The 26,512-nt window shown below is 43.8% G+C and carries 25 protein-coding genes and 1 pseudogene; 9 read left to right on the top strand and 17 right to left on the bottom strand.

Annotated features, from left to right (window positions below):
- The first annotated feature begins 287 nt into the window (after window positions 1-287).
- The 5 genes from OCV62_RS10040 to OCV62_RS10020 all read left to right on the top strand — a co-directional run bounded on the left by OCV62_RS10040 (window position 288) and on the right by OCV62_RS10020 (window position 5,642).
- Window positions 288-425 carry a hypothetical protein gene (locus OCV62_RS10040; RefSeq protein ID WP_262586495.1) on the top strand — a complete coding sequence of 46 codons (138 nt, stop codon included), beginning with the start codon at window positions 288-290 and terminating at the stop codon, window positions 423-425.
- 64 nt (window positions 426-489) lie between these two features.
- The gene (locus tag OCV62_RS10035) at window positions 490-705 is read left to right on the top strand and encodes a DUF6870 family protein (RefSeq protein WP_033143712.1); all 216 of its coding nucleotides are present in this window, start codon (window positions 490-492) and stop codon (window positions 703-705) included.
- A gap of 135 nt (window positions 706-840) precedes the next feature.
- A complete protein-coding gene (locus tag OCV62_RS10030) occupies window positions 841-2,469 on the top strand; it encodes a recombinase family protein (RefSeq protein ID WP_033143713.1) in 1,629 nt (542 codons plus the stop codon).
- Complete coding sequence (locus tag OCV62_RS10025; RefSeq protein ID WP_055221047.1) at window positions 2,470-4,119, top strand: recombinase family protein; 1,650 nt, start codon at window positions 2,470-2,472, stop codon at window positions 4,117-4,119.
- Entirely contained in the window at window positions 4,104-5,642 is a 1,539-nt protein-coding gene (locus OCV62_RS10020) for a recombinase family protein (RefSeq protein ID WP_055221045.1), read from the top strand. Before OCV62_RS10025 ends, OCV62_RS10020 begins: the two co-directional genes overlap by 16 nt.
- A 33-nt stretch (window positions 5,643-5,675) precedes the next feature.
- Here the strand turns inward: OCV62_RS10020 and OCV62_RS10015 are convergent, their stop codons facing one another.
- The 12 genes and pseudogenes from OCV62_RS10015 to OCV62_RS18280 form a co-directional block, all read right to left on the bottom strand.
- Window positions 5,676-6,503 (bottom strand): tyrosine-type recombinase/integrase, encoded by an 828-nt coding sequence (locus tag OCV62_RS10015; RefSeq protein WP_262586494.1) that lies wholly within the window; start codon window positions 6,501-6,503, stop codon window positions 5,676-5,678.
- A 60-nt stretch (window positions 6,504-6,563) separates the two neighbouring features.
- Window positions 6,564-9,551, bottom strand: coding sequence for a type I restriction endonuclease subunit R (locus OCV62_RS10010; protein WP_262586490.1), 2,988 nt, complete (start codon window positions 9,549-9,551; stop codon window positions 6,564-6,566).
- Window positions 9,552-9,572: 21 nt separating this feature from the next.
- Window positions 9,573-10,160 carry a restriction endonuclease subunit S gene (locus OCV62_RS10005; RefSeq protein ID WP_262586489.1) on the bottom strand — a complete coding sequence of 196 codons (588 nt, stop codon included), beginning with the start codon at window positions 10,158-10,160 and terminating at the stop codon, window positions 9,573-9,575.
- Window positions 10,123-10,677 (bottom strand): annotated as a pseudogene (locus OCV62_RS10000) (restriction endonuclease subunit S); the annotation flags it as partial. The pseudogene OCV62_RS10000 and the gene OCV62_RS10005, both read right to left, overlap by 38 nt.
- A gap of 22 nt (window positions 10,678-10,699) precedes the next feature.
- Window positions 10,700-11,173 (bottom strand): NADAR family protein, encoded by a 474-nt coding sequence (locus OCV62_RS09995; RefSeq protein ID WP_262586488.1) that lies wholly within the window; start codon window positions 11,171-11,173, stop codon window positions 10,700-10,702.
- Window positions 11,173-11,589, bottom strand: coding sequence for a hypothetical protein (locus tag OCV62_RS09990; RefSeq protein WP_262586485.1), 417 nt, complete (start codon window positions 11,587-11,589; stop codon window positions 11,173-11,175). The genes OCV62_RS09995 and OCV62_RS09990 overlap by 1 nt, the downstream gene beginning before the upstream one ends.
- Window positions 11,590-11,599: 10 nt before the next feature.
- On the bottom strand, window positions 11,600-12,247 hold the full coding sequence (locus OCV62_RS09985) for a DUF3990 domain-containing protein (RefSeq protein ID WP_262586483.1): 648 nt from the start codon (window positions 12,245-12,247) through the stop codon (window positions 11,600-11,602).
- 16 nt (window positions 12,248-12,263) lie between these two features.
- A complete protein-coding gene (locus OCV62_RS09980) occupies window positions 12,264-13,472 on the bottom strand; it encodes a restriction endonuclease subunit S (RefSeq protein WP_262586480.1) in 1,209 nt (402 codons plus the stop codon).
- A gap of 5 nt (window positions 13,473-13,477) precedes the next feature.
- On the bottom strand, window positions 13,478-15,079 hold the full coding sequence (locus OCV62_RS09975; protein ID WP_262586478.1) for a type I restriction-modification system subunit M: 1,602 nt from the start codon (window positions 15,077-15,079) through the stop codon (window positions 13,478-13,480).
- Between the two features lie 215 nt (window positions 15,080-15,294).
- The gene (locus tag OCV62_RS09970; protein WP_262586476.1) at window positions 15,295-18,504 is read right to left on the bottom strand and encodes a type 1 glutamine amidotransferase family protein; all 3,210 of its coding nucleotides are present in this window, start codon (window positions 18,502-18,504) and stop codon (window positions 15,295-15,297) included.
- Between the two features lie 43 nt (window positions 18,505-18,547).
- Window positions 18,548-18,973: a DUF1893 domain-containing protein gene (locus OCV62_RS09965; RefSeq protein WP_262586473.1), complete on the bottom strand. Its 426-nt coding sequence runs from the start codon at window positions 18,971-18,973 to the stop codon at window positions 18,548-18,550.
- A 166-nt stretch (window positions 18,974-19,139) separates the two neighbouring features.
- Entirely contained in the window at window positions 19,140-19,544 is a 405-nt protein-coding gene (locus OCV62_RS18280) for a hypothetical protein (protein WP_021914243.1), read from the bottom strand.
- On the opposite strand from OCV62_RS18280, the gene OCV62_RS09955 reads away from it, so the two are divergent.
- From OCV62_RS09955 to OCV62_RS18465, 4 genes are all read left to right on the top strand, one after another.
- Window positions 19,543-20,322 carry a DUF134 domain-containing protein gene (locus OCV62_RS09955; protein ID WP_262586471.1) on the top strand — a complete coding sequence of 260 codons (780 nt, stop codon included), beginning with the start codon at window positions 19,543-19,545 and terminating at the stop codon, window positions 20,320-20,322. The two genes, OCV62_RS18280 and OCV62_RS09955, sit on opposite strands and share 2 nt — an antisense overlap.
- Window positions 20,323-20,414: 92 nt before the next feature.
- Window positions 20,415-20,687 (top strand): Crp/Fnr family transcriptional regulator, encoded by a 273-nt coding sequence (locus tag OCV62_RS09950; RefSeq protein ID WP_262586469.1) that lies wholly within the window; start codon window positions 20,415-20,417, stop codon window positions 20,685-20,687.
- Between the two features lie 78 nt (window positions 20,688-20,765).
- Complete coding sequence (gene rbr / locus OCV62_RS09945; RefSeq protein WP_117960126.1) at window positions 20,766-21,308, top strand: rubrerythrin; 543 nt, start codon at window positions 20,766-20,768, stop codon at window positions 21,306-21,308.
- Window positions 21,309-21,325: 17 nt separating this feature from the next.
- Window positions 21,326-21,700, top strand: coding sequence for a desulfoferrodoxin family protein (locus tag OCV62_RS18465; protein ID WP_262586525.1), 375 nt, complete (start codon window positions 21,326-21,328; stop codon window positions 21,698-21,700).
- A gap of 63 nt (window positions 21,701-21,763) precedes the next feature.
- On the opposite strand, the gene OCV62_RS09935 is transcribed toward OCV62_RS18465, so the two are convergent.
- The 5 genes from OCV62_RS09935 to OCV62_RS09915 form a co-directional block, all read right to left on the bottom strand.
- Entirely contained in the window at window positions 21,764-23,119 is a 1,356-nt protein-coding gene (locus OCV62_RS09935) for an MATE family efflux transporter (protein WP_021915549.1), read from the bottom strand.
- Window positions 23,120-23,400: 281 nt separating this feature from the next.
- Window positions 23,401-25,092 carry a recombinase family protein gene (locus tag OCV62_RS09930; protein ID WP_262586465.1) on the bottom strand — a complete coding sequence of 564 codons (1,692 nt, stop codon included), beginning with the start codon at window positions 25,090-25,092 and terminating at the stop codon, window positions 23,401-23,403.
- 27 nt (window positions 25,093-25,119) lie between these two features.
- Window positions 25,120-25,329: a hypothetical protein gene (locus OCV62_RS09925; protein WP_154255488.1), complete on the bottom strand. Its 210-nt coding sequence runs from the start codon at window positions 25,327-25,329 to the stop codon at window positions 25,120-25,122.
- 9 nt (window positions 25,330-25,338) lie between these two features.
- Window positions 25,339-26,295 (bottom strand): MobV family relaxase, encoded by a 957-nt coding sequence (mobV, locus tag OCV62_RS09920; RefSeq protein WP_262586461.1) that lies wholly within the window; start codon window positions 26,293-26,295, stop codon window positions 25,339-25,341.
- Entirely contained in the window at window positions 26,292-26,510 is a 219-nt protein-coding gene (locus OCV62_RS09915; RefSeq protein ID WP_262586459.1) for an LLM class flavin-dependent oxidoreductase, read from the bottom strand. Before OCV62_RS09915 ends, mobV begins: the two co-directional genes overlap by 4 nt.
- Window positions 26,511-26,512 lie beyond the last annotated feature (2 nt).

Here is a 26,512-nt window from a genome sequence, read left to right as displayed (position 1 = left end):
AATATCAATTTGTCTGCCATGCCCCTTGCTTGTTCCTTGACAACCGAATATACGCTGTTACAGGTACTTCATTCTGTGTTCCGAGCGGCAGATGGGGCGGCGCGGTGACAGGCGGCCTAAGGAGGTGATGAATCCAGGCTGTCCGAGCGATAAACGCAACCTACGAAACCGGCTGTGGCAGGCCGGACGCGATAACGACGCAGATCATAATGGTACTTCTTCACAGCTTCCTAAAGACTTGGGGAGAGTTCCTGCGGCGTTTGCTTGCTCTGGCAAAGCGGCGGCGTATGTGGGACTATGATGCGGTGACGCTATCCGCAGCCTGTAATAGCCCCGTCCTTATAACAGAAGGACTTGCCGGGGTGCGTGGCAAATACGGCAGTAAAATCGAAATCAGATATAATGGGCCGGATTTATGTGTGTAACAACCGTAGATCCGACCTATTCATGTGGTTTTGATAACACAGTTTTCAGAAGGGAGTTGATACTATGGAAATGAACACCATTGTCAGTGAAGTGGGTACGCTGGTAGACATTCGGGATGTTTCTGTCAACAAAGAACTTTCCCGTGATGAACGGATTGCAGAATTTGTTCAGCAGATAAAAAATCCATACCATTTTAAGTGTGGCCGTTTTACTGTACAGGCCAGCTTTTCTGCTGAAGGTGCTACCCTGGAAGAATGTATCAAGGGTATTTTACGATAGGCGCAATTTTAAGAAAGGGGCTGACTTTTCCGTAAAAGCATGGTAGAATAAGAATCGGAAAAGGAATTGAATATGGACTAACCACACTTCTTGAATTGCGGGGATTTTTCTGTGCAACGAAAGGAGTGTTTTTTTATGCAGGTTTACAAAGCGATTAAGTACATCCGTCTTTCTTATACGGATGATAAAACAGTAGAAAGTGACAGCGTTGCCAATCAGCGGCGCCTGATCGATGATTACATAGCCCGACACCCGGAAATTGAGGTTGTGGCAGAAAAAATTGACGATGGTTATAGTGGCGTTTTGTTTGATCGCCCGGCATTTCAGGAAATGATGCAGATGATCGAACAAGGCGAAGCTAATTGCGTGATTGTCAAAGACCTCTCCCGCTTAGGTCGTGAGTACATAGAAACAGGCCGCTATATGCGCAGGGTGTTTCCAGCCTATGGAGTGCGTTTTATCGCAATTAACGATAATGTGGATACGGAAAATGACGCTGCCGATGATCTCACGGTTTCTGTCAAAAACATTATGAATGAGGCTTACTGTCGGGATATTTCCGTTAAGACACGGAGTGCCCTGGAAGTAAAACGGCGCAGCGGGGATTTTGTAGGTGCTTTTACCATCTATGGTTATGTGAAAGTCGGCGATAAACACAAGAGCCTGGAAGTAGACGAATATGCTGCCAATGTTGTGCGGGATATTTTCAGAAAACGGCTGGAAGGATTCAGCGCTTCCCATATAGCGGATGAACTGAACCGATTAGGAATTCTTTCACCGTTGGCGTATAAGCGCAATCACGGAATGCCTCATGCAAAAGGTGGCTATACAGACCGAAAGGATTGCAAATGGTCTGCAACTACAATCATCCGCATTTTACAGGATGAAACTTACACCGGAACACTGGTCCAGGGCAAGCAGACAACGCCCCATTTCAAATTAAAAGAGCGTGAGGACAAACCTTCTTCGGAATGGATTCGTGTGGAGGGAACCCATGAGGCAATCATACAAAAGCACGATTTTGATCTGGTGCAAAGGCTCCGCAGGATTGACACAAGGACTTCTCCTAAATCGGATAAGGTTTACCTGTTTTCCGGCATTTTGATCTGCGGCTGCTGTGGCTGCCGTATGACCCGCAAGACGAACCGCTATAAAGATAAAGAGTATCACTATTATTACTGCCCGACCGGTAAAAAGAATGGCTGCACATCGTCGGTCATGCTGAAAGAGTCGGATCTGATTGAATGTGTACAGGACAGTTTGAAAGGACATATTGAAAATGTTGCTTCTCTGGATGCCCTGCTGTCCAGTATCAGTCAAGAACGGATTAACCGGGAATTGGCGCAGGAATATGCCGCACAGATCAGAGTAAATGAAAAGCGTGTGGCACAGACCGAGGGCTTTAAGGCAAAACTCTATGAAAATCTGGTGAGTGGAATTCTGACAAAGGAAGAATTTCTCTCTTACAAGCGAAAATACAATGCAGATATTGAACTGTTCCAAAAAGCAATCGCTGAATGGAACGAAAAACTTACAGATGTATTAGAAAACCGAAGCGAACGAAACCGTTGGATCAACCATTTTATGAAATTTTCTACTATGGAGGGTATTGACCGTCGGGCAGTCATGCAGCTTATCCGAAGCATACGGGTAATGGGTAAAGATGAACTGCATATTGAATTTAATTACCAGGATGAGTATCAGAAAGCAATCTCTTTGGCGGAACAGATTGCTACAAAAAACGAAGAAAGGATGGTGGGCTAAATGGCAAGAAAAAGCAGAAAACAGACGGCAGCTCCCATGCCGGCACCATCTTTGTATGTACATGTGGCTCTGTATATCCGTCTTTCTGTGGAGGATAACAAAAAGCGGGGCTGCTCAGTAGAAAACCAAAAGTTGGTACTGAATGACTTTCTTTCAGATAAACCGGACTTCGTTGTGTATGATACTTATATCGACAACGGAGCAACAGGGACAAATTTTCACCGCCCTGGATTTCAGCAAATGCTATCTGATATTGAAGCAGGCCACATTAACTGTGTGATTGTTAAGGATCTTTCCCGATTAGGGCGAAATTCTATTGACACAGGTTATTATATCGAACAATATTTTCATGCGCATAATGTTCGGTTCATTGCTGTTACGGATCAGTTTGACACAGCGGATTCCGGAAATCTTCATGGCGGTATCATGCTGCCTTTGAAAAATATGATCAATGAAGCCTATGCTCTGGACATTGGGCGAAAAATCAAAGCACAGGCGCGGCAGGCTATGAAAGATGGCGACTATATTGGTGCACGGGCACCTTACGGTTACAGGAAAGACCCGGATGATTGCCATAAACTTCTGATTGATGAAAATACTGCCCCTGTAGTAAAACAGATTTTTGAATGGGCACATGAACATGTGGCACTGAACCGGATTGTCCGCAACCTAAATGAGATGGGGATTCCGGCACCGAGCCATTATAAAAAGACCACTGGCGAGATTACCAGTCCGGGACTGATCGGAAGCGGCAAATGGCAGACCCGTACAGTGATGAAAATCTTAGAAAGCGAAGTTTATACAGGCGATCTGGTGCAAGGGAAAACAAAGATTGTAGATCATCAGCAGGTCAAGGCTGGAGAAGATAATCTGATTATTGTAAAATGCACCCATGAACCGATCATCAGCCATGAGTTGTTTCATGCAGTTCAGGAATACAGAAAACAGATCTGTGAAGAAAGCAAAGCAACTCCAAAACGTCCCTACACACCAAACATTTTCAAAGGTAAAGTGTTCTGTACTGATTGTGGCAGAAGCCTTCACAGGCAACGCGCCGAGCGCCGGAAAGGACCCGACACTTACTGGTTCCACTGCCTTACAAACAGCCGGGTAGAAAAAGATAGCTGCAAAGGTGCGATGATACAGGAGAAAGAACTGATTTCTACTGTTACGGCTATTCTTGAAAAAGAGCTGACAGTTGCGCTGGGAATGTCGCTGCCACTCTTTCAGTTGGAGGCAAGACAAAAACAGGAAAAAGATAAGCTGAAAATTCAGATGTCGGCCAAACGACAGGAAATTGAAAAAACACGCCGGCTGATCCGTGGCCTATATGAAAATTTTGTACAGGGTATTTTGACAAATGACGAATACTTTGAATTGAAAGCGGATTATGAACATGCTATCAATGCTCTGTCTGGTGAGATTGAAGTATTTGAAAAATCTATGGACTCCCTGGACAACCAGCTTGCCAGATACCGTGCAATGGAAAAGGATGCAAAAACACTGGCACAGGATCATGTACTGACTGCAGAACTGATTGAACGGCTCATTGAACGAATTGAGATCGACCACGAGCGGAATATTCATGTAACCTTCCGTTTCAAAAATGAATTTCAGGGAAAGGCGGTGGAACCGTGCGCAACTATGTGATTGCCCTTTATATCCGTCTTTCTGTGGAAGATTTCAAAACCGAAAGTTTGAGTATACCAAATCAAAAACTGATTCTTCGTGAAAAAGCTATGTCTCTGCCGGAATGGGATAACAGTGAGATTTTGGAATTTATTGACAATGGTCATACAGGGACAAACTTTGAGCGTCCGGCGGTGCAGGAACTTTTAACAATGGTTCAGGCTGGAAAGATCAACTGTATTATTGTAAAAGACCTTTCCCGATTTGGACGTAACAGCATTGAAACCGGCTATTTTATTGAGCGGGTATTTCCTCTTTACCACACCCGTTTTATTTCCGTCAGTGATGATTTTGACACGGCTAATTTCAAAGGTGATACCGGAGGGATTGATATTGCTTTCAAGTATCTTATTAGCGAGTGTTATAGCCGGGATATGTCCATGAAAACCAAAAGTGCAAAATACGCAAAGATGCGTCGTGGAGAATATCAGAGTGTCATCTGTCCTTACGGCTATCGCAAGAGTGCAGACGGACGTATGGAACCGGACGAGGATGTTGCCCCGAATGTGCAGATGATATTTCAATGGGCGTCTGAAGGCAACACCGCAGCCGAGATCACAAGAAGATTGTATGCTATGAATATCCCCACCCCTGGGGAATATCGCAAACTTAAAGGCAAGGACTATTACAATGTTTCCCGAACAAACGGCGTTTGGAGTACATCAACGGTCCTGCGTATTTTAGAAGATCAAAGATATATCGGTACCTATGTAATTGGCAAGAGAAAGGTAAAAGAGATTGGCAGCCGACATACACAGTTAAAGGATGAAAGTGAGTGGTTCAAAATACCGAACCATCATCCGGCTATTATAAGTGTGGATCTATTTGAGAAAGCCAATGCTTCAATTAAGCGTTTCTCTCTGTCAAATAAAAAGCCGCGTGATTATCTGCTCCGCGGTAAGGTATTCTGTGGATGCTGCGATCATGCAATGTCTCTACGAAATGGTGCGTGGTTTTATTGCCGTCATTCCGAGGTGGCTGAAACGCTTCCTTGTCATGGTGTGCGCATAAAGATGGCAGATCTGGAGCAGGTTGTATTTGAAATAATTCGGGCTCAAATGTGTCCGGCATTGGGAATTGACAGCAATAAGGATAAATTGGATTTGCAGACAGTCCAGCAGGCCGAACATGAAGAAAAACTCCGTTCTATTCAAGACAGCAAGCGGCATCTTTATGAGCAGTATGCACTCGGAGAGATTGATTTGGAAACCTATCGAACACGAAAAGCGGTTTATGATACGGAACTGGTACAAGCCAAAAATGTTCATGCTGTCATCACTGCACAGACAAAGCAGATAAAAAGTGATTATGAGATTAAGCTGAAACAACAGGAAATTGTGCAGGAAGTCGGAAACGCCAACATGCTGACAAAAGCTCTGATTGACCGGCTTATCAACAAAGTTTACGTCTTTCCAGGAGATCGGATTGAGATTGAATATGCAACACAGGATTTCTTAGAAACTAAGGAATCCGAAAAGGTATAACCGTGAACACCCATTTGAAACAGCTATGGGCAGCTATGAAGCTGCCCGAAAAACTTCAAAAAAAGTTATAATTTTTTTTGTCGTGGGCTTGACATACGGGTGTCTCAGACCATGAATTGAAATTTCAGAAATACCACATGCCTTGCAGTGTCTGGTTAGCACATCATTAACCGTAGAATTATAAATTTTTTTATCTCCGACAAAAATCGGTTGATCTTCTGGCAGGTTCTTTGTTAATTCAGAAAATTTTACTACAATCTGCCAGTCAATTTGTATTTTTCTTACAGAAGATTTATTTTTTGTTGGTAAGAACCCACCTTTCCCTTTATAATCCCACGTTTTGCTGACAGATAACGTCTGTCTGGCAAAATCAAAATCTCCGGGAGTAATCGCTAACGCCTCAGAAAAACGCATGCCGGTTTTTGCAACCAATAAAATAAACCAATCCCAGTTCACTGCTTCTTTAATATCTAAATGTGCAATCAATGTATGAAGCTCAAACTGATTCAAATATTTTATTTTTTTAACTCCCGGCGATTTTCCTTTAATGATCGCCTTTCTGGTTGGATCGCGTTCGATCATCCCTTCGTCTACTGCATCCAGTACTGCCCCTTTCAACTGATGATGGAAATCCAATGTAGTCTGTTTTTCATGATTTTTCGCATAATCATTCAACAATTTTTGATACGCAGTTCTCGTAAGTTCATACACTTTTAATTCCGGTGCCAGTTTTTCTACCCATTTCTGCGTCATCAAATATTTGTCCAACGTTGCTTCTCTGATTGCTCCCTTTTTGTATACGTCAATCCACTGTCTGTAATACTCATAAAATAATTGTGCATTTTCTACAGGCTGTTGCATAAGTTTTTTCCTTTCTCGAAATCACTTACGCTGATATAAACAATTATTCTCTCGTATTTCTTATCCTGCAATCGTCAGTAATGGCTTAATCTCCTCATCCAGTGTTTTTCTTAATTCTGCCATACACTGGGTATAATATCTGAATTTAGGCAATGCTTTTTCATGTACATCCTTATAACTCTGATAATCAATCGTTGCTTTAATCACACTCTCATTCGGGATCTCACCATTCCGATAATGCAGTGCAGCATACATCACATCATCTTTAGAAGCATACCAGGTAACACAAAAATCTGAGATCACTTTATTGATGCAATCAAGTTTCATATTTTCAACAATATTTAAAATAGACTGCCCTTTATACTTATTCTCATCCTGAGCTATCTCATTGATCAACTGAAGCATAATTTCTGCTACTTTGGGATTATCTTTCTGCATTTCTTCAACATATTGTTTTACTTCTTCAATTTGTTTCTGTCTTTCTTCAGGTGTAATAACTTCCGCTTCTTCGCTTGGTGTTACGATATTCTGAATCAGATTGATGATATACTCATAATCAATTTTGGTGCTGCTGTATGCCATCAATTCATAATCCAAATCTACCGTATCATCTTCCTGATGCTCCTTATCCGAATCGTCTTCCGCTTCTGCAAGTTTGATCTCTTCCAATGCATTTTTATAAACACCGGCATACTTATCATACTCTTCTTCTGTAATTCCATAATCATCCAACATACTATCTTCATATTGCGTAAAAGATTTGAGCTGCGCAAACAAATGATCAAAGGTCTGGAACATCTTAACAAATACTTTTTTCTCTTTTATAGACATTGGTGTGACCTTTTCCGGTGTCTCGGCAGATACTTTCAATGCTGCCAACGCCTTCCGAAATGCCGGTTCAATTTCTTCCCATTCAGCTACCAGTGCTTTCTCTGTACTCCCTGCAGAATACAATTTTACGGCATTATCCACACTTTCTTTAAATAATTTAGGTGCCTGAAAAGTTACAATCTGTCCATAGGTTTTATTTTTGTCAAAAATACGATTTGTCCTTGAAAATGCCTGAATCAAATCATGCGGTCCCATCGGTTGTCTGTCAATAAATATTGTAGACATACACGGCGCATCAAAACCTGTCAGCAAACGATCTACCACAATTACCAGATCCAGCTGTTCATTCCTTCTCTTGAATTTTGCATCTTTTCGTGCTAATCGTTTATTCAGGTTTCCATTATATCCCTGAATCTGTGAAAGCTCATACTTTGTACCAAACATTTCATTATAATCATTTAAAGATTTCTGCATCTTCTCCTGATTGACATGTGATCCTTCTTCATTTTCTGTTACCGAATATGTGATGGCAAACTTCGGAAAATCCGGAAGAACCTGTTTGATTTTTTCATCAATTACAAGCGACGTTTCACCACTTTTAACTTTACACAAAAGCTCATAATATTTCTGTGCCAGCTGAATCGAGCTTGTTGTAAGAAGTCCTTCATACGTCTTCCCTTTTCCATTCTGAAATCCCAATTTATAAAAAGACTTATTGAGAATAATATCCAACACTTTCAGCATATGAGTTTCATTATCATATACGCTGGCATTTGTCTCATCCTCAAGATTTTTTGCTCCATTATGCTCTACCTGAAATCCAAGCACAGCATTATCATGAATCGCATTTTGAATCGTATATTTATGAAGACGTTTTCCATATAATTCTTCTGTAGTACGAGCTAAATCCCCCATCTGTGGATACGGATTTTCAGCAAACCTGGGTGTTCCTGTAAATCCATACCAAAGTGATCTTCCAAAAAATTTTTCCAGTTCTCTTTTGGTCTTTGGTGTAACCGCTCTGTGACACTCATCTACTACAAATGCAATTTTCAGATTCTTGATCTTGCTATATTCTGTTGTTCCTTCCTGAAGTCTTTTACTAATCAGGATCTGCATTTTCTGAATCGTAGTAACGATCACCTGCCGATCACTGGATTTTAGTTTTTTCTTCAGATCATTCACATTATCAGTCTCATCCACATCTACCAGATCATTATTTGCATATGCCTGAAATGCCATGGTTGTCTGTGCGTCCAGATCTTTTCGATCAATCAGAAAAATTGCTTTATCGATCGCCGGAATATCCATAAGCAAATTTCTGGTTGCTTTGTAAGAAGTCAGCGTCTTTCCGGAACCTGTTGTATGCCATACATACCCGGATTTTCCTGTCCTCGAAGCCTCCCTTATAGATTCAATTGCATGAATCTGATATGGACGAAGTAAAATCAACCTTTTTGCATCTTCATCTAAAACCGTATACCGGGCTATCATTTCATGCGCTTGTGGAATGCGCAGGACACTCTTGGCAAAATCGATATAATCGGATACAGGATTATTCTCTGTATCAACCCAGCCGCTCATAAATTTCGGATTCAGTTCCGTATCACCTGCCGCTGCAAAGTATTTCGTATCTACTCCATTACTGACCACAAACATCTGAACTGCAGAAAAAATTCCAGTAAATTTTCCCTCACTGATATACTTTTTTATCTGCCAGAAAGCATCCATATATGAATGCTGACGATTTTTCAGTTCAATATGTATCATCGGAAGCCCGTTAATCATTAGCGTAACATCAAATCTTCTGTCCCTTTCCGCTATACTCTCTTCATCGTCTGACTTTAATGCACTGTACTGATTGATTACCTCATAAACACTGCTTCCCCCCGCAATGTGTTCATGATTCATCACAACTAAATGCAGCCTTTCCGTATCTCGTTGTACATGAACCATCACTTTTCCATTTTCACCAACCAACCACTCACCTGCCTTATAAAAAGAAGAAAACTGCAACTGATTCTTCACCTGTTCAAACTCTGCATCCGACAAAGCTTCTCCATTCAGGCGATCTTTATTATTCTGTTCCAGAATATACTTGAAATTTTTCCAAAGATCGTCCTCCGTCTTTAAATCTTCCCGGTAAGTCCACTGAGACTCTCCATAAATCAATTGCTCTATTAACTTTTTTTCGATTATTTTCTCCAATTCTGGCATTTTCGTTCTCCTTTACGTTTATTAGAGTTCTTTTGTTTGGTTAAATGTATATATATGATAAAAATACTTCTGCTGGTGAAGGGTGATAAGGGTGTCGAGCTGCTTGAAAAAACCGCCAATTTGCTCTTGCTCTAAAAGGCTCGGCAGATATATTTCCATTGATTCAACATCTCTGGCATTGTAGGACGGTAATGCTCCAACTTGAACCAAGGAAGTCAAATCAACTGTTCCAAAGAGAGCCTTTGCAAAGTCTGCGTCCCACTTCGTTGAGCTGAGAGAATACGCCATTGTGTTGTTGTCCAAAAGGAACGGAAAACGGCATAAACGCTTGCGATTTAGCATCACAGCAGCTCCAACCTTTGCAAAGAAAATAGCTGGCAATTCTGTAATAGGCGACCACCTGTGAACAGCGATCTGCTCTGCTGTAACATAGTTATTAGCAACCGTCATTTCATTCTCATTGCCGTCTAAATTCATATCGGAAACTTTGAAGAACGGTATACCGGTTACCCCTCCTTGTTCGGCGTCGGGAAATCCTACTCCAGAGCGAGCTTTACCAATATCACCGAGCTTACGCTGTTCCCAAGCGAAAATGGCTTCCGTATGCAAGCCAACTTGACTTACGCTGGTGAAGAGTGATAAGGGAATTTAAATTGACAATACACGTTGCAATTTTCTTTTGTTCCTCAATTTCAGGTATCGGAACTACAAGTTTTGTGTAGTCTTTCAGATTATAGTTCGACCTTCCATCACCTGTTGCCATTGAAATAGCCCATTGCTTATGAGTATCGGTATTCAAATAAGTCGCAAAATAATTCGAGTCCAATATTTCTTGATTTGGTCTAGTTACAATTGTTGCGAAACCTATTGAATTTACTTCATTTTCGCCTATTACAGCAGATGTTCCTATATCACCAGTATGCACTGTTATTACATCACCTAGCTGATGCATTCTTGATTTATTCTGCTCAGAAAACTCTTCATCAAGATAAATTGGATTTTCTCCAAATTCAAAATATCCATCTTTTATATCTGAATTTCTAATCAATAAATGCCCCTTATCGGTATAGTGTTCTGTCATTGTCGTTACTAAACCAATATATATTTCACCTAAATCTGTAACCTTACGCTGTTCCCAAACATATGGATCATATTCTTTCTCTCACCATCATCAAAGCGTAACCAAGTAGATTTTGACCTTGCCATTTCATCCGATTAAGCCGGTCTGGGTCATGCATTGATAAACCAATCCCCCATACCCGATCTTTCACTGCACACTCTGCCAGAATTGCTTTTCCCGTTTTTTTTAATTTTTCCCGCAATTCAGGATTTTGTGAGAACTTCTCCAAGAGTCCCTCATAAACAATAATCTGTCGAACACCATTCCACATATTTTCGTCATATCCAGTCACATTCCTTCCAAAAGCCTTGATCTTCGCACAGTCCTCTGTAGCAAGAATCTGCTTTGCAATCTTATCATCCTTAAAGCATACTGCCTTACTGTACATCATATACTGTTCCATTGAAGAATACCTAATACCATTAATAGAAAACGTAGATGGATACCAGTTACTCAGGTATCCATTTTCTTCATTTTCGTTATGAAAACAAACTATTGCCATTATACCACCCCAACTTTTTTCACTGCCAAATCAAGTTCCAGGTCATGAAGTCCTGTATAAGCTTTTTTCAAAAAGGAAACCGGAATTTTTCTAACTACCTCCGCACTCGGTAAGTTATAATACCACTGATAATAGGCATAGAATTCACCAATCCAAAATGGCATGAATCCTTCCAGCGCATTGCCATCTCTCAAATGATAGTTTTCTGTTTTATTAAAATAATTCCAAAGTTCCTTTGCATCCATCGTATTGACATATGCTTGGGCTTCATCAATACTTTTTCTTGTTTTGCTTGCCATATAAGTATTGATAAATTCCTCCGTATCCTTATCAGGATACGTCTGTGCAATAAAATCAAAGAGCTTTCCTTGATTTTCTACCACATCATTTAAATACTCCTCTGCGTATGCTCGCATTATCATCACCTCAAAATAAAGTACTGAATACTTTTGTAACCTTATTTGCATCAGAGTCAACAAGATCACGCATATTTTTTCTAGCCATCACGTCTCTCTGATTATATCTATCATTAAACTCAGCATATGGAACAATACGCAAGTCATCGCTCTTCTCCGTCAGATTCGCATACGCTTTTTCTGATTTGATGCAATACTGGATTCCCAAACCCCCCAGTGAAAGAAGTTCTTCAAGAATATCGATATCAATATTATCCCGAACAAACTCCTTCGCAATATAAAAATAAGACGCATTTGCTCTCCACCCTCGAATAACGTCATATTCGTTTGTATCTACTCCGTATTTTTCAATAAACTTTGCTGCAAGCATGCGATATCGTTTAGAATCCGCTGCATCCCTATGCTTCATCAATTCAGCAAGCCATGAAAGTACATCCTTCTGCTGAAAATCTAAAATTTTTAATCCATCTGTTTCAAGTTCATACTTGTGAACCCAGCCATTTATTTCATTTGGGCGGCAAACCGCCCACTCCTTAGCAAGTTCAATACTTTCCGTGAGATAAAAACCTTTTCCATAATCGTGTTTTTCATCCCCACCACCGTATTTCGGCACAACAACCCGATCCGGAGTCCCGTGATAAAGAATTATTTTTCCCATTTTCTACGTTCCTCCCTTATACAAACATCTTTCCAAGCATAAATTTCTTGATATTTTGGAGATTTTCTAACTCTCGCTGGTGAAGAGTGATGAGGTGGTCTATTTGAGAAAAATAAGAACCAATTTTTTTCTGCTCTTCATATGATGGAAATAATCCAATCATATTTTTAAACTTTTTCAATGATAAAACATGCTGCCCTGTTCCCTCAGAATTTATCTTGATTTGATCCTCTAAACCATAATTTAATCTGCGTAACAGAAAATCTGAATCTACTCCCCTTGGTTTGAATACAGGGTAAAAATAGCTTATTATTCCCATATCCACTGCATCATTACGGTTAAAGACAAATACATCATTATCACTTCTACTTCGAAAAGCAAAGTATCCACGCGGAATTATAAAATACCCTATATTTCCATTTTGATTCACTCTATCCCCTGCGAAAAAATCGTCTTGTAACACAATTCCTTTTCGCTGAGATGAGGTTAAAACAGGATATTGATCTTCCACTGTTGTTTTTTCGACATAATCTTCAACCACATCCCCCAACTTACGCTGTTCCCAATCATCAGTAAATCCTGAAAATCGAATTTCTGGAACTTTTTCCCCATTTTGCGGAAACATTTTTTGAAGCATATATTTTTTCAGTCTTTTTGTTTCATCACACTTTCGCTGGTGAAGAGTGATGAGGGTGTCGAGGTTGGCAAAATATTGACCGATTTTCTTCTGTTCTTCAATATTCAAAGGAAACACAAATTCAAAAGAATCTATTTCTTTTGATGAAACATTTGGTTGTGCACCTGCCACTAAGACTGACATTAATTGCTCTTTAAATAAATCAGAACGAACAATTGTAGAAACAAAATCATAATTATATTGTATATTTCTTTTAAAGTATCCAACACGCTGATTTTGATAGTATTTATCAGTATTTTTGCATTTTAAAATAGATACTTTTCCAGTTGTAGCTCCTGACATTGCAAGTAATGCGTCACCATTTCTAAGGGATATATTTTCATCATTCTCCATATCATCATAACATGCAAAATCAGCCCCAATTGAACCATCCGGAAGAATATTTGATATTCTAACAATTGGTGTGCCATCTTTTTTATATTCACTACTTTTAAATGCATATCCACCACGTAATGGTGCAACATCTCCCAACTTACGCTGTTCCCAATCATCCTGATATCCTTTAAATCTAATTGTAGGTTTTGCCATATCCATTACCTCTCCATCCTTCCAATCAGCTCATTTAATGAAGACATAATAGCCTCATCTGATGATGTCAGCTCTTTTAAAAGGGATACAAATTCTCCATGCACCTGTTTCAGCTCATCATCCGTTTTTTCCATATCTTTTAAAAGTGCATCAAGATCGATTTCTTCTTCTTTTTCAAAATTATCAACATATCGCGGGATATTCAGATTGAAATCATTTTTTTCGATCTCATCAAAGCTTGCTAAAACTGCTTCTCCTTCTACAGTTTCTCTCTTGCTATACAATGCAAGCACTTCGTCAATATGGGCATCCGTCATCTCGTTTTGTTTTTTGCCTTTATTAAATTTCTTAGAGGCATCAATAAACAGTACATCCCGTCCATCTCTGTGTTTCTTTAACACAATAATACAAGTCGGAATGGACGTATTATAAAATAAGTTTGCCGGAAGACCGATTACCGCGTAAATATTGCCGGAGCGCAACAATTTCTCTCTGATTTTTCCCTCTGCTGCTCCTCTGAAAAGGACGCCATGCGGAAGCACAATTGCCATTGTCCCACTGCTTTTCAGATGATACAATCCATGCAGTAAAAAAGCATAATCTGCTTTTGATTTTGGTGCCAGTACACCATAATCACTGAAACGCTCATCCTGTAAAAATCCTGCCGCCGCGCTCCATTTTGCAGAATAGGGCGGATTCATAAGAACCATATCAAAATCCGTTTCTTCTCCAGTCGGCCAGTCTCCATCCAGTGTATCACCGTTTCTAAGCTTTTGGTTCTCCGCTGCAATTCCATGTAAAAACATGTTCATTCTTGCCAAATTATATGTCGATGTATTCAATTCCTGTCCGTAATACTTAATATACTTTGGCTTATCCGCATACTTTTTTGCATTTAATAGGAGCGATCCTGATCCCATACACGGATCATATACAGACAGTCCAATCTTATCTTCCTGTCCCGAAATAGCGATTCGTGTCAGGATTTTCGATACAGCTTGGGGCGTATAGAATTCTCCTGCTTTCTTTCCAGTTTCAGATGCAAACTGCCCAATCAGATATTCATATGCATTTCCAAGTATTTCTGCATCCGAATTCAGTAAATCAGCTTTATCAATTTCTTTTATAAGACTGGCTACTGTATCGCTCTGTTTCTGATCTCCTGTACCCAATCGATTGGAATATAAATCAATATCAGCAAACAAATCAGCAAAAATAGGATCACTCTGCTCAATGTTGTTGAAGCCTTTTTGCAGCTGCTCTCGGTTAAAAGAATTATTTCTTGCTTCCTCTGCAAAATGCGTATATGTAAGTTCTGGTTCCATCACATAATGGCATTCTTCTGCAAGCTGTTTTTTTAATTCTTCTGAACTTTCTTCGTCATTCAATGCCTCTTTGTATGCCTCTACTGCATCCTTCAGTGTAGATGGTTTTTCATCGTAAAGCAGATCATATACCTTGATCAGGAAGGAATCAGAAAGATATTTATAAAACACGATCCCCAGCAGATAATCTTTATACTCATTTGCGTCCATTTTTGAACGCAAGATGTCTGCCCCACTCCATAATACACTAATCAGATCTTTACTATTTTCAATTTCTGTCATTTTCTTTCCCTCACATTCGCTTTATCTCTCAAACATTTTACTTTTTATGATGCCAGAGTCGAAAGAGCTAAGCTCACATGAGCTTCCTCATAAATAAGTGAAAGTCTTTTTATCCGACATCTTTTTATCATTGTAGCACATTCCCTGTTCCTTGTCAGGAAACAAAAATGCAGTGCTGTATAACGCACTGCATTTTTGCTTTTCAAAATACATTTTTACTTTTCCACAATCACCGGTGCAGACAAAATGCCGACCTTCTGCAGCACATATTCCTCTGACCAGCCATCGTCCTGTGTGCGCCAGCTGCCGGGATTCAGGAATCTGTCATCCTCACCAACCATATGGACTGCGCCAAAGGTATTGACGCGGTTTCCAAACAGCACCAGTTCCAGGGACTCTGTCTTTCCAACAGTCAGATCATAGGGTGCAAATGTCGTCTCACCCAACCGTTTTCCATCTTTTTCTATTGCAACGAGTGCGCCGCGATAATGAGGAATATGTACAACAGCGCCATTTGCTCCGATCGATACCGGCAGATGATAGGTAATATTTCCACCATAAAAAGGAAGTCCCTGGGGTACGATATCCCCAAAGCTTAACGCTCTGACAGGTGCTGTCACCACACCGGCTCTGCCTTCGATACGCACGCCAAAATCACCGAGGAGATAACACCATTCGAGACCGATTCTGTGCGTGAAAGGAACTGTCGCTTCCACTATATTTGTGCCTTTCTGAAGTGTGCCGATTTCAATCGTCCCGATGCAGTGGTCCGTATACCAGCCGGACACCTTTTCGTTCACTGTTTTCCCATTCAGTTTTACAGATGCATGCTCCGCTTCCTCCAGCGCCAAACGTACCGGTACTTCCACTTCACTTTCTATCGTAAAGCGAAGTGTCGCAAAATGTTCTGTCTTTTCCTCCGGCAATACCCAGGGCTGCGCCACTTCTCCACCGCGGGCCGAAAAGCCCAGCTGGCTGCGCAGTACGTTATCAGCCCGCAGAAGCTCCTGCGCAGGCTGATATGCTCCGCCATCCAGACAAAATTCCGCTCGATCCAAAAGAAGAACGTTCGGCTCACTTAAAGTAACGGCAACACGATTCGGAAGGGTTTTCGGCGCCGCGCCGGACGCAAGGAGCTGTTCCCGGAGGGCTGCAGCCGAAGTAAAATCGCCGCATGCTGCGCAGCTTTCTGCCGTGCTGGATGCGCCAGATACCGCCTGCATCGCGCCAGGCACGCCAGCTGCTTGTGTTGCATCGTTCGCTGCAGCCGCCTGCACGCTGCCGCTCGCCTCGCCCACTGGCATCAGCTTTAACAGCAAGCTGCTCTGGTTATAAAAGATATGATTTATAACCGTCTGCGCCCCTCTTTTTGCCGTCTTCACATCCCGGATTCTTCCGGTCATGGTATCGTATTCTTTCACCGTGAACCTGCCGTTTAACACGATGTTCACAGGATCCTTTTTCACAAAATCCAGATTTTCTGCAGGCTCTCCCACTGCAATAAACAGCCAGCCGCAGTCCTGATCTATGCGCAGCTGATAGATGTAATGGTTTGTCAGGCTTCCCGTCTCATTTTCCAGACGCAGTGCGCGGTACGGTTCAACCGCTTCCAAAAGCGCCGCTTTTTCAAAAACGATCTGTCTGGAAAGGGCTGCAAGCTCTGCGCCATCGTTACTGGGCACTGCATCTGTCATAGTCGGTGCTTCTCCCATCAGAATCAGCTTACCGCCCGCTCTTGCAAAGGTTTTCAAACGTTCTATTGTCGTACTGCGCAGCGTTTCGCAGCCGGGAACGATAACAGCATCATAGGACATTGCACCGACCTTCAGCGGGTTTCCTGCTTCTGTACAAAGTCCGGGCAAAAGAGATTCATCAATATAATCAAAGTCACAGCTGCCAAACAACAGCCAGCGGGTCACATTCTGGAACCGTTCCTCCATCTGCTCGCGGATCAATCCAGTCTGGGACTCCGGTCCCCAGTGAAGCCAGTAGCTTTCAATTGGATGGATGACGCCGACACGCACAGCTGCCTTACCGCGCGTCATGGCTGTGTTTACTCTTGCAAAATGATCTTCCACTGTTTTATATTCCTTACACCACGGCGACTGATAATTGATGCTCGCCGGATAATCACGCTTTGCCTCCCCCTTCATCGAAACCCAGGACAGATGCGGCACACGCAGTGTAATGCCCAGCGCTGCCTGCCAGTCTCCCTGCAGCTTATGGCGTCTGAAATCAAAACTCCAGCTCGTTACACCATAAAGCTCGCTCATTACGCCTTCACGCCCAAACTGATGAGATGCCGACTGTGCCTGCTTTGCCGTCGTGTATTCATGGCTGTCACACAGCATGTCGATGCCGGGCAGTTCAAAGCTTCTGTACGCACGCATCGCCTCGCCCAGTGCTGCAGTCTGACTGCGCAGTGTGGGTTCTTCCATCATATGTCCGGTCAGCGCGATATTGTGCTTTTTGCACCATGCTCCAACATTGTCTGCAAATGCGCGGGTAAAACGCTCCGTCACATGATCATGATAATGATACCGGATCGTGGAAACGCTTCTGTCTGCTTTTTCCCAGATCAGCTCCGGAAGCTTTTCCAGAATATCCTCCTGATACATTTCCTGATAGGTCTGAGCAAAATCCTCAGTCCAGGGCAGGATCACATCCCGTTTTTCCTGCGGAAACTGCAAAAGTGTTTTATGAGAGAACTGCGGCTCATCCGTAAAGATCGTCGGCACCGTTTTTCCAAACTCGTCCCCGATCTCCTTTGCATAAGTCTCGTGGGTGATTTCCAGAAAACGATCCATTGCCGCTTTATCCAGCGTATTTACATAGGTCTGATGGTTGTACCAGGTGCTCGGCAGCGGGCGTTCCAGATAAGCATACCAACAGGTTCCCTGGGGCTGCATGCCTTCCTCCAGTTTTTTACCGGAAACCAGATAACCCTTTTCATCCAGAACGACATCGTAAACCTCAAGCAGCCTGCCGTTTAAGGTTCTTGCTGCTCTCGCGCTGGAGTCTGTCTGCTTCTGTGCCTCTTCCCCTGCTTCATAAGGCTTGTTTGTAAACAGAAGATACTGCGCACGGTATTTTTCCTCCTTCGTCACAAGACCTCCCGCAAATCCGGATGGCCAACGATCCTCATCATACAAATAAACCTGTAGGTTTTCCTGCTTTGCTTTTGCCAGGCAGCCCTTGATCCGATCCATGAATTCCTCGCTTAAATACGGTGTTTCCAGACCGGTACGGGGATGCAGATGTGCACCGCCAAAGCCCATCGACTTTAAGACCTCCATCTGTCTGTCGAGCTCTTTTTGCTCCAGCCTCGTATTCCACGCCCAAAAGGGAGCTCCCCTATACTCCGCTGTGGGCTGCTGAAACAAGCTGTCTTCCAGTTTCTCTGCCTGATTCTTTTTGTACAGCATTTAACCGCTCCTCCTCTTATGTTTTCCCCTTTATCTTTATCGCTTATTTCTGCTGCATTTTTCTGATCGCTTCCAAAATGGCAGCATACGCTGCTTCCGGACTGCCGCAGGAAGAAACTGCGCATTCCATTGGACATAATCCGGTATTTTGGCGATTTCGGATGTTCTCTGTCAGTTCGTCTGCTTCTGCAGGTATGTTGTATTCCGCCAAAAGTTCTTTCGCACCCCTGCTCATCACAGGCGCATACACCCCAGCTGCTCCGAGCTTCACATATAAAAATGCCGCCGTGCGTCCGACGATTTTATCCGCCGCGTAAAATCCGTTCAAATCCTTCCCCTCCCGGATGCGTGTCAGCAGCGGACGCAGACCTGCTTCCTTACTCGTCAAAAGCTCGTTGTCCCTGCACCAGACACAGGTATAATTTCCCTGTGCAAAAGTTTCCTTTGCTTTCTTCATTGCCTGATTCATCTCTGCTGTTCCTCCCCTGCCTCTTTGCTCAAGAGGCATACCATTTCTATATGTGCGTCATTGTCCAAACTCAAGCTCATATTTTCCGCAATGATTGGAGCTTGAGCTGGTTTTCCGTATCCTCGATTTTATCATACATCTTGTAAAGCCGGTCATCAAGGTCTGCTTAGCGTTTCATGTAGTGCTTATCATCCGGGTCGAGGGAATCAATCTCCTCCATCAGTCGTGCCTTTACGGAATAACTCTGTCGAAGCTGCTTTTCATGCGCCGCGATCTCCTGCTCAATGGCAGAGATATCCACCTTCATGCTGATCTTTTCCTGCATCATGGCGGCGAACTTCGGATTGCTTACCTGCTTTACGATAACCTCTACAACAATGCTGTCCGGCAGCTCTTCATTTTTTCTCAGGGTGTTGCGGTAAAGCGCACTGGTGTACTGGGTACCACGATCGTAGTGAAGCACTGCACCTCGAATAAGCGTTACAGCGGCTTTTGAAAAATCTGTATTGATTTTTCTGCGCGAGGTGCTATAATCGGTATATACCGAAAACAGAAGGAGGAAAGCGCCCATGCCAAGACCGCCACGGTGCCGTCGTATTTGTGGCGCACCACAAGTTGATACCTTCTGCCCCAACGGGTGTGAAGATACCGAGCCGATCCTGTTGACGCTGGACGAATACGAGGTTATTCGGTTGGTTGACTTGGAGCAGCAAACCCACGAGCAATGTGCCGCACAAATGGATATTTCCCGCTCTACCGTGCAGGAGATTTACGAAAGCGCACGGTGCAAAATCGCAGCGTGCCTTGTCCATGGGAAGCCGCTGCACATCACCGGAGGTAACTACCGCATCTGCGGAGGACAGGAGGCAGCCCACTGCGGCCGCTACTGCCGTATGCAGAGAGCTAACCCAGAAAAATCCAACAAAAATTGTAAAGGAGATTCCATTATGAAAATTGCAGTTACCTATGAAAACGGTCAAATTTTTCAGCATTTCGGCCACACTGAACAGTTCAAGCTTTATGAAGCTGTGAACGGCAAAATCACTCATGCGGAAGTCGTTGACACCAACGGCAGCGGTCACGGCGCACTGGCAAGCTTCCTGATGCAGAACGGCGTGGACACTTTGATCTGCGGAGGCATCGGCGGCGGTGCGCAGACAGCTCTGGCCGAAGCGGGGATCAAGCTCTACGGCGGTGTCAGTGGGGAGGCTGATGCGGCGGTAAACGCATTGCTCAGCGGAAATCTGGGCTACAATCCCAATGTTCACTGTGACCACCATGACCATGCGCACGGCGAGGCCGGCCACACCTGCGGTGACCACGGCTGCGGTAAGCATAGCTGCCATTGATATGGAACGCACACTGACACAACTTCCGTTCTGGTCATCCTTGGCCGAACACGAAATGGAGACGCTGCGCCGAAGTGCCTTTGTCCGCCATTATGAAAAAGGGGCGTTCGTACACAGCAGCGACAACGAATGAGATCATGTTCAAGGGATTGGATCGGCGGCTGGCAGAATTTCTCCTTACTGAAGCGGAGCGTACCGGCTCCGACACGATACGCATGACCCATGAGCAGATCGCCCAGCACATCAGCTCGGCACGGGAGGCAGTGGCACGGATGCTCAAAAGCTTCTCGGAGGACGGACTGGTGGAGCTGAAGCGTGGTGCAATCACGCTGCGGGATAAGAACAGACTGATTCGTCTAAAATAAAAAGGAATGTGACTTCGTCACAGAAGAAAATCATAGATTTGCTACAATAAAAGCAAAAAAAAGGAAGGAGTATCCACCATGAAAGAAACGAAATACGCAGGAACTCAAACCGAAAAAAACCTGATGGCTGCCTTTGCCGGTGAGTCCGAGGCACGCAACAAGTACACCTATTTTGCATCCAAGGCCAAGAAGGAAGGCTTTGAGCAAATCGCGGCACTGTTCCTCAAAACCGCTGATAATGAGAAGGAACACGCCAAGCTGTGGTTCAAAGAACTGAACGGCATTGGCGACACCGCAGAAAACCTTCTCTCCGCCGCTGAGGGTGAGAACTACGAGTGGACGGATATGTACGACGGCTTTGCCAAAACCGCCGACGAGGAGGGCTTTCATGAGCTGGCGCAGCGCTTCCGCCTGGTCGCCGCCATTGAAAAGCACCATGAGGAGCGCTACCGTGCCCTGCTGCACAATGTGGAGACAGCGCAGGTCTTTGCCAAGAGCGAGGTCAAGGTGTGGGAGTGCCGCAACTGCGGTCACATCGTCGTGGGGGAGAAAGCCCCGGAAGTCTGCCCCGCCTGCAACCATCCCCAGAGCTACTTTGAAATTCACGCGGAAAATTATTAAAGAAAAGGAGAATCATCATAGAGCAGAAGTTTTACCTTTGCAAGCATTGCGGTAATATCATTACCAAAATCAAGGACATCGGCGTTCCCGTCATCTGCTGCGGCGAGCCGATGAGGGAGATCGTTCCCGGCACCACCGATGCCGCCGTGGAGAAGCATGTCCCCGTCTGGACGGCGGAAAACGATATCGTCCATGTCAAGGTCGGCTCCGTGGAGCATCCCATGCTGCCGGAGCACTACATCGAGTGGGTATCTCTCCAGACCAAGCAGGGCAATCAGCGCAAGGAACTGCATCCCGGCGAGAAGCCGGAGGTTTGCTTCGCTCTCTGCGAGGGCGATGAAGTCGAAGCGGTCTACGCCTACTGCAACCTCCATAGTCTGTGGAAAGCGTGATTCATCTTTCAAAAGGGGCTGCCGCCCAGCAAAAAATATTTGCTAGTGCGACAGCCCCACTTTCTAATCAAAATCTCTGGTAATGTTTGTGAGCCATTTACCTCTGATATAGTGGATGAAGACCACCGGCATTTTTTCGAACTCATCCAGCGTCATTACAAAGTATACCCAGACAGGCGGCAGCTTTAAGACATATGCTGCAAGAAAGGTAAGTGGAACTGCAACAAGCCACATAAAGAGGGAATCTATGATCATTCCAAATCTGGAATCACCGCCACCCCTGAAGCAGCCGCATATAAGGCAGGTATTGATGCCTTCTCCCACAAGGCGCCAGGTTGTCATAATTATAAAAGTGCCAAGATAATAAATGGCCGTCTCTGTCAGTTTATCCCGATAGAAATCCAGTATCAGAGGACGAAGTGCCAGAATAATGACGCATCCGACCAGACTTACAACCATTGTTATTCTGAGCATGCGCTTTCCATATTCTCTTGCTGCCTCAATGTTGTCTTTACCCAGTTCCTGACTGACAATGATCGTAGTTGCATTGGCAAAACCACGACAGGCGATCGCACCAATATTTACCACCATAACAGCAACCGCATTTGCGGCAACCATATCATCACCAATATGACCGAGGATTGCTGCAAACGCTGAGCTGGCAAGACTCCAGACAACATCATTTATTACAGCTGGAGTAGCAATTTTCATAAAATCCTGGAACAGAATACCTGATTTCGCAAAGAAGTATTTTATCCGAAATCTGACATCGGAACTTCTTAATGAGTAGATGAGGCAGATCAGTACTTCTGTGATTCTGGCAATGACAGTACCAAGAGCCACACCGGTAACGCCAAGCTTTGGAAATCCAAACAGACCAAAAATAAAGGTGGCATTACAAATAACATTGACACAAAGCGAAACAATGTACGTGACAGAAGGCAGCATTATTTTTCCGATGCTTCGAAGGGCGCTCATAAAAACCTGAGAGAATCCCATAAACATAAAGGAAAATGAAATTACCCTTAAGTATTCACTGCCAGCAGCAATCGTATCCGGACTGCTTGTGAAGATCTTCATGATCGTAGCCGGCACAGAAAAAGAAATCACGAAAAACACGAAGGAAACAATCAGTGAGATTCGCTCCGCCAGGCCGAGAATTCTTTCTACTGTCTTTTTATCACCTTTTCCCCAGTACTGTGCACATAAAACGGAAGCACCCGTGGCCATACCATAATATAAACAGAAAAGAATAAAAGTAAACTGGTTCGCAAGGGATGAAGCCGACATGGCAGTCTGGCTTACATATCCAAGCATTACCGTATCCGCAATGTTTACCAGAGTTCCGATCAGATTTTGGATCATGATCGGAAAGGCTAGTTTTGAAGCGTATTTTAAGAAATCTTTTTTATTCAGCATACCTGATTTTCCTTAGTTTTTAGTATCCACAACCAATTGTATCATACTCTTGCATTACAAAGATATACCTTTTAGAACTATTTTTTATCTGCTGCTAATGCTAATACAGCAGTTAAATAGAATCCAAATATCATATAAATAATCGTTCGTTTTCGGTTATGAAAACAAAACCTATTATATACACCAAAGTGGAACAATAAACACAGCGGCAGCCATACTTTCTATGAATGCAATGTATATTCTTGACACTTTTACCCTTTCCTTTTAAAAATACCCAGCTTTTATTTTAGTTTGGATAGCAAACACACCGTCTCAACTTGCTGTTCATTAGTTCTGACAAATAACGCTCCGCTTTCACCGTCGTAGGTAACAGGGAAGGTGAAATGGATCGTCTTTATCAGATGCTTGTCATCCCGCTTTTCCGGATATAGCTCTATGAACGAAACCATAGCCTGCAACAATGCCTTTTTATCCTCCGGCGACATGACATCGTAGTACTTGCTGAAGCCTTCCAGCATTTCAAAGATGGATTTCTTCGTCATGGCCGACTTTTCAACCATAGTGATTTCCTGATTTATTCCATCAAGTCTTGTCTGTGCATCCTCGATCTTTTCATACAGGTCATCCAGGATACGGTTCAGACTGTCTACCTTATTTTGATAGTGCCTATCCGCAATGTCAAGCTCCGTCAGTCTCTTTTCGGTCTGGAGCAGATTGCCGTTATATTTCGTGATCTCGTTTCGGATTGCTGTTTGCTTCTTTCGCAGAGAATTTACATCTGTCTGGATATCAATCTTTTGAGAAATAAGTTCTACAAACTCCGGGATTGTCACCATGGAGGATATAACTTCTTTCACCTCGGTTTCCAGTTTGGTGCCGCTGTAATACTTGTTGGCAAGAGAACAGCTGATCCCGTTCCTATCTCTACCGGATATGCACCGATAGGAAATATATCTCGGATAATAACCTTCTTTTCCGTTTTTCTTTTTCCTTGGCGGCACAGTATAACCAAAGATGTTTTTTCCGCAGTCTGGACATCTGATCAGGCCGGTCAGTGGATAAACGGTCGTACTGTCACTTCTGGTCTTTCGATGGGCAACATTCTTTTTCAGCCGATCTTCCGCTTTTGCAAAGGTATCCTTACTGACAATCGGTTCATGTACGCCATCCACAAGGATAATCTTGCTTTCATCGTCTTGCTTTACGACCTTCGTTTCGTTGTTCTTTCCTTCAACCTTTACCGTATGGCGGCGGCCGTAGGAAATCATACCTGCATAAACCGGATTGCTGAGAATGATACGGACGGTTCTGTCTGTAAAGCCAGAGATTTTTACATTTCCGCGCTGCTCACGCTGGATGTTTTCATCATTAAGTTTCTTTGCAATGTAGCTGATGCTCTGTCCTTCCTCTGTGTAGAGCCGGAAAATCTCCTTGACCGTTTCCGCTTCTTTCGGATATATCATTAGTTTTTTATCCTTCAAAGAATATCCGAACGGAGCCTGCGCTCCGTTCCAGAGACCATTCCTGGCTTTTTGCTGTCTTCCGGCAAGCGTCTGTTCATGAATGTTCTCAAGTTCGACTTCTGCAACAGCTCCCATAATATTTGCAATCATCTTGCCGGTAACGGTTGAAGTGTCGATTCCGTCCTTGATCCCCAAAAGACCGATTCCATAGCTTGAAAGTTCCTGAAGATACTTTGCGGTATCACTGGTATTTCTGGCAAAACGGGAAAGCTTAAAAACAAGAACATAACGAATGTTGTCCTTCTTGCTCCGAATATCCTCCATCATCTGCGTAAAGGCAGGACGATGCTCGGCATTCTTGCCGGATTTGCCTTCATCCGTATATTTCCCGACGATATTGATCTTGCGTGCTTCCGCAAAAGCTCTAATTTCCGCTTCCTGTGCCTCAAGAGAAAAACCGTCCACCTGTATCAAAGTTGAAACACGTGTATATATGTATGCGTTTTCCATGGACAGTACCTCCTTCACTCCATTTTGTCAGCAGTAAACATCTACTTCAAATAGTATAAATGATGACAGAAAGCTTTTCAATAGCCGCAGCAAAAAAAGAAGAGGGCTGGATGCCTCTTCTTGCATCCAGCCCTCTTGGTCTTCTTCTGTTTCCATAGATTTATACTTCATCAGCAGTTCGGCGATCATCGTAGAACAACGAATGAAGTTTTCGTCCCTCATCAATTCATTGTTCATAAGCTATCCTCAACGTTCGTTCTGCAATCCTGTCGTTTTTCTCCTATAAGCAGCTACAATTTCCGGTGGCATGTTGTCTATCAGAGCATGAAGCTCACAAAGCTCCTGCTCCGTTTTTCCGTATTTCAGTCGGTCCGCAATTCTTTCCTTGCTGGCATCTTTTGCTGTTTTTAATTCCGCTTCCAGTGCGCTGTTCTCATCAGAAAGCGCTTTGTACGCCTTATCATATTTTCTGAGCTTCGTCCGCAGAGCTTCCGTGCCGGGAACGTACTTGCCCAGCAGCGCTTCCAGCTCATCCAGCTTGGCTTTTTTGTTGAACGGATTCGTGTCGTTCAGAATCGCCATGATTTGTTCCTTCATCTGGTTCAGGTGAACGGCCTCCTTGAACAGCCGCGGCGGGATATGGTCACGTCCGGTTTTGCTGGCGCTCTCGCCGCGCTCCAGATCGGGGTATTTTTTGACCATATGCTCCCAGAACCCGTCCTGCCACTGCGTCAGCTTCTTCTTGTTGCCGACGATTTCCTTGGCGCTGAGCCGCCCGTCCGCCGTTAGCGGGACAAAAGAAAGGTGCATATGGGGCGTTTTCTCGTCCATATGCACCACGGCGGATATGATGGTTCTCGGATTCTGGTGCTGCTGGATGAAGTCCAGCGCTTCCTGAAAATAAGCTTTGACTTCTGACTTTTTCTTACCCTTGAAAAACTCCGGGCTGGCTGTCACGAGAGCCTCCACCACGCGCACGCTGTCCGAGCGTGTACGGCAGCCAGCGTCCTTGATCTGTCGCTCTGCCTCTGCCCGGTATTTTTGTTCCGGCGTAATCAGGTGAAAATTCAAGTGGCTGCGGGATGTGTCCACATCGGGATTGCTGGCGTATTTTTCCTTTGTGCGCTCGTTGTGCGCCTCAATATTGGAAATCTCTGGCCCTTTGTACTTGGCAAAGCGGAGAATGGCGTACTGCGCTTTCATCGGCGCGCCCCTCGCTTTACCCACACGATGTCACAGTCCAGCACGTCGGCCAGCTCCACGACTTCTTTATATCGGATGCTCTCCCTTTGCAGCTTGGCAGACAGGTTGGAAACGCTGTCTGACCAGCCATATTCGTCATGAAGAAGATCGACAACCTCCTGCATCGTAAAACCGGCGCGGACGATCTGCGCCTTGATTTCATTGCGTACATTCATAT

Origin of the sequence: Gallintestinimicrobium propionicum, from assembly GCF_025567525.1 — a bacterium.
GTDB lineage: Bacteria > Bacillota > Clostridia > Lachnospirales > Lachnospiraceae > Gallintestinimicrobium > Gallintestinimicrobium propionicum.
The sequence above is the reverse complement of the archived record's forward strand: the minus strand, read 5'-3'. Positions and strand labels throughout refer to the sequence as shown.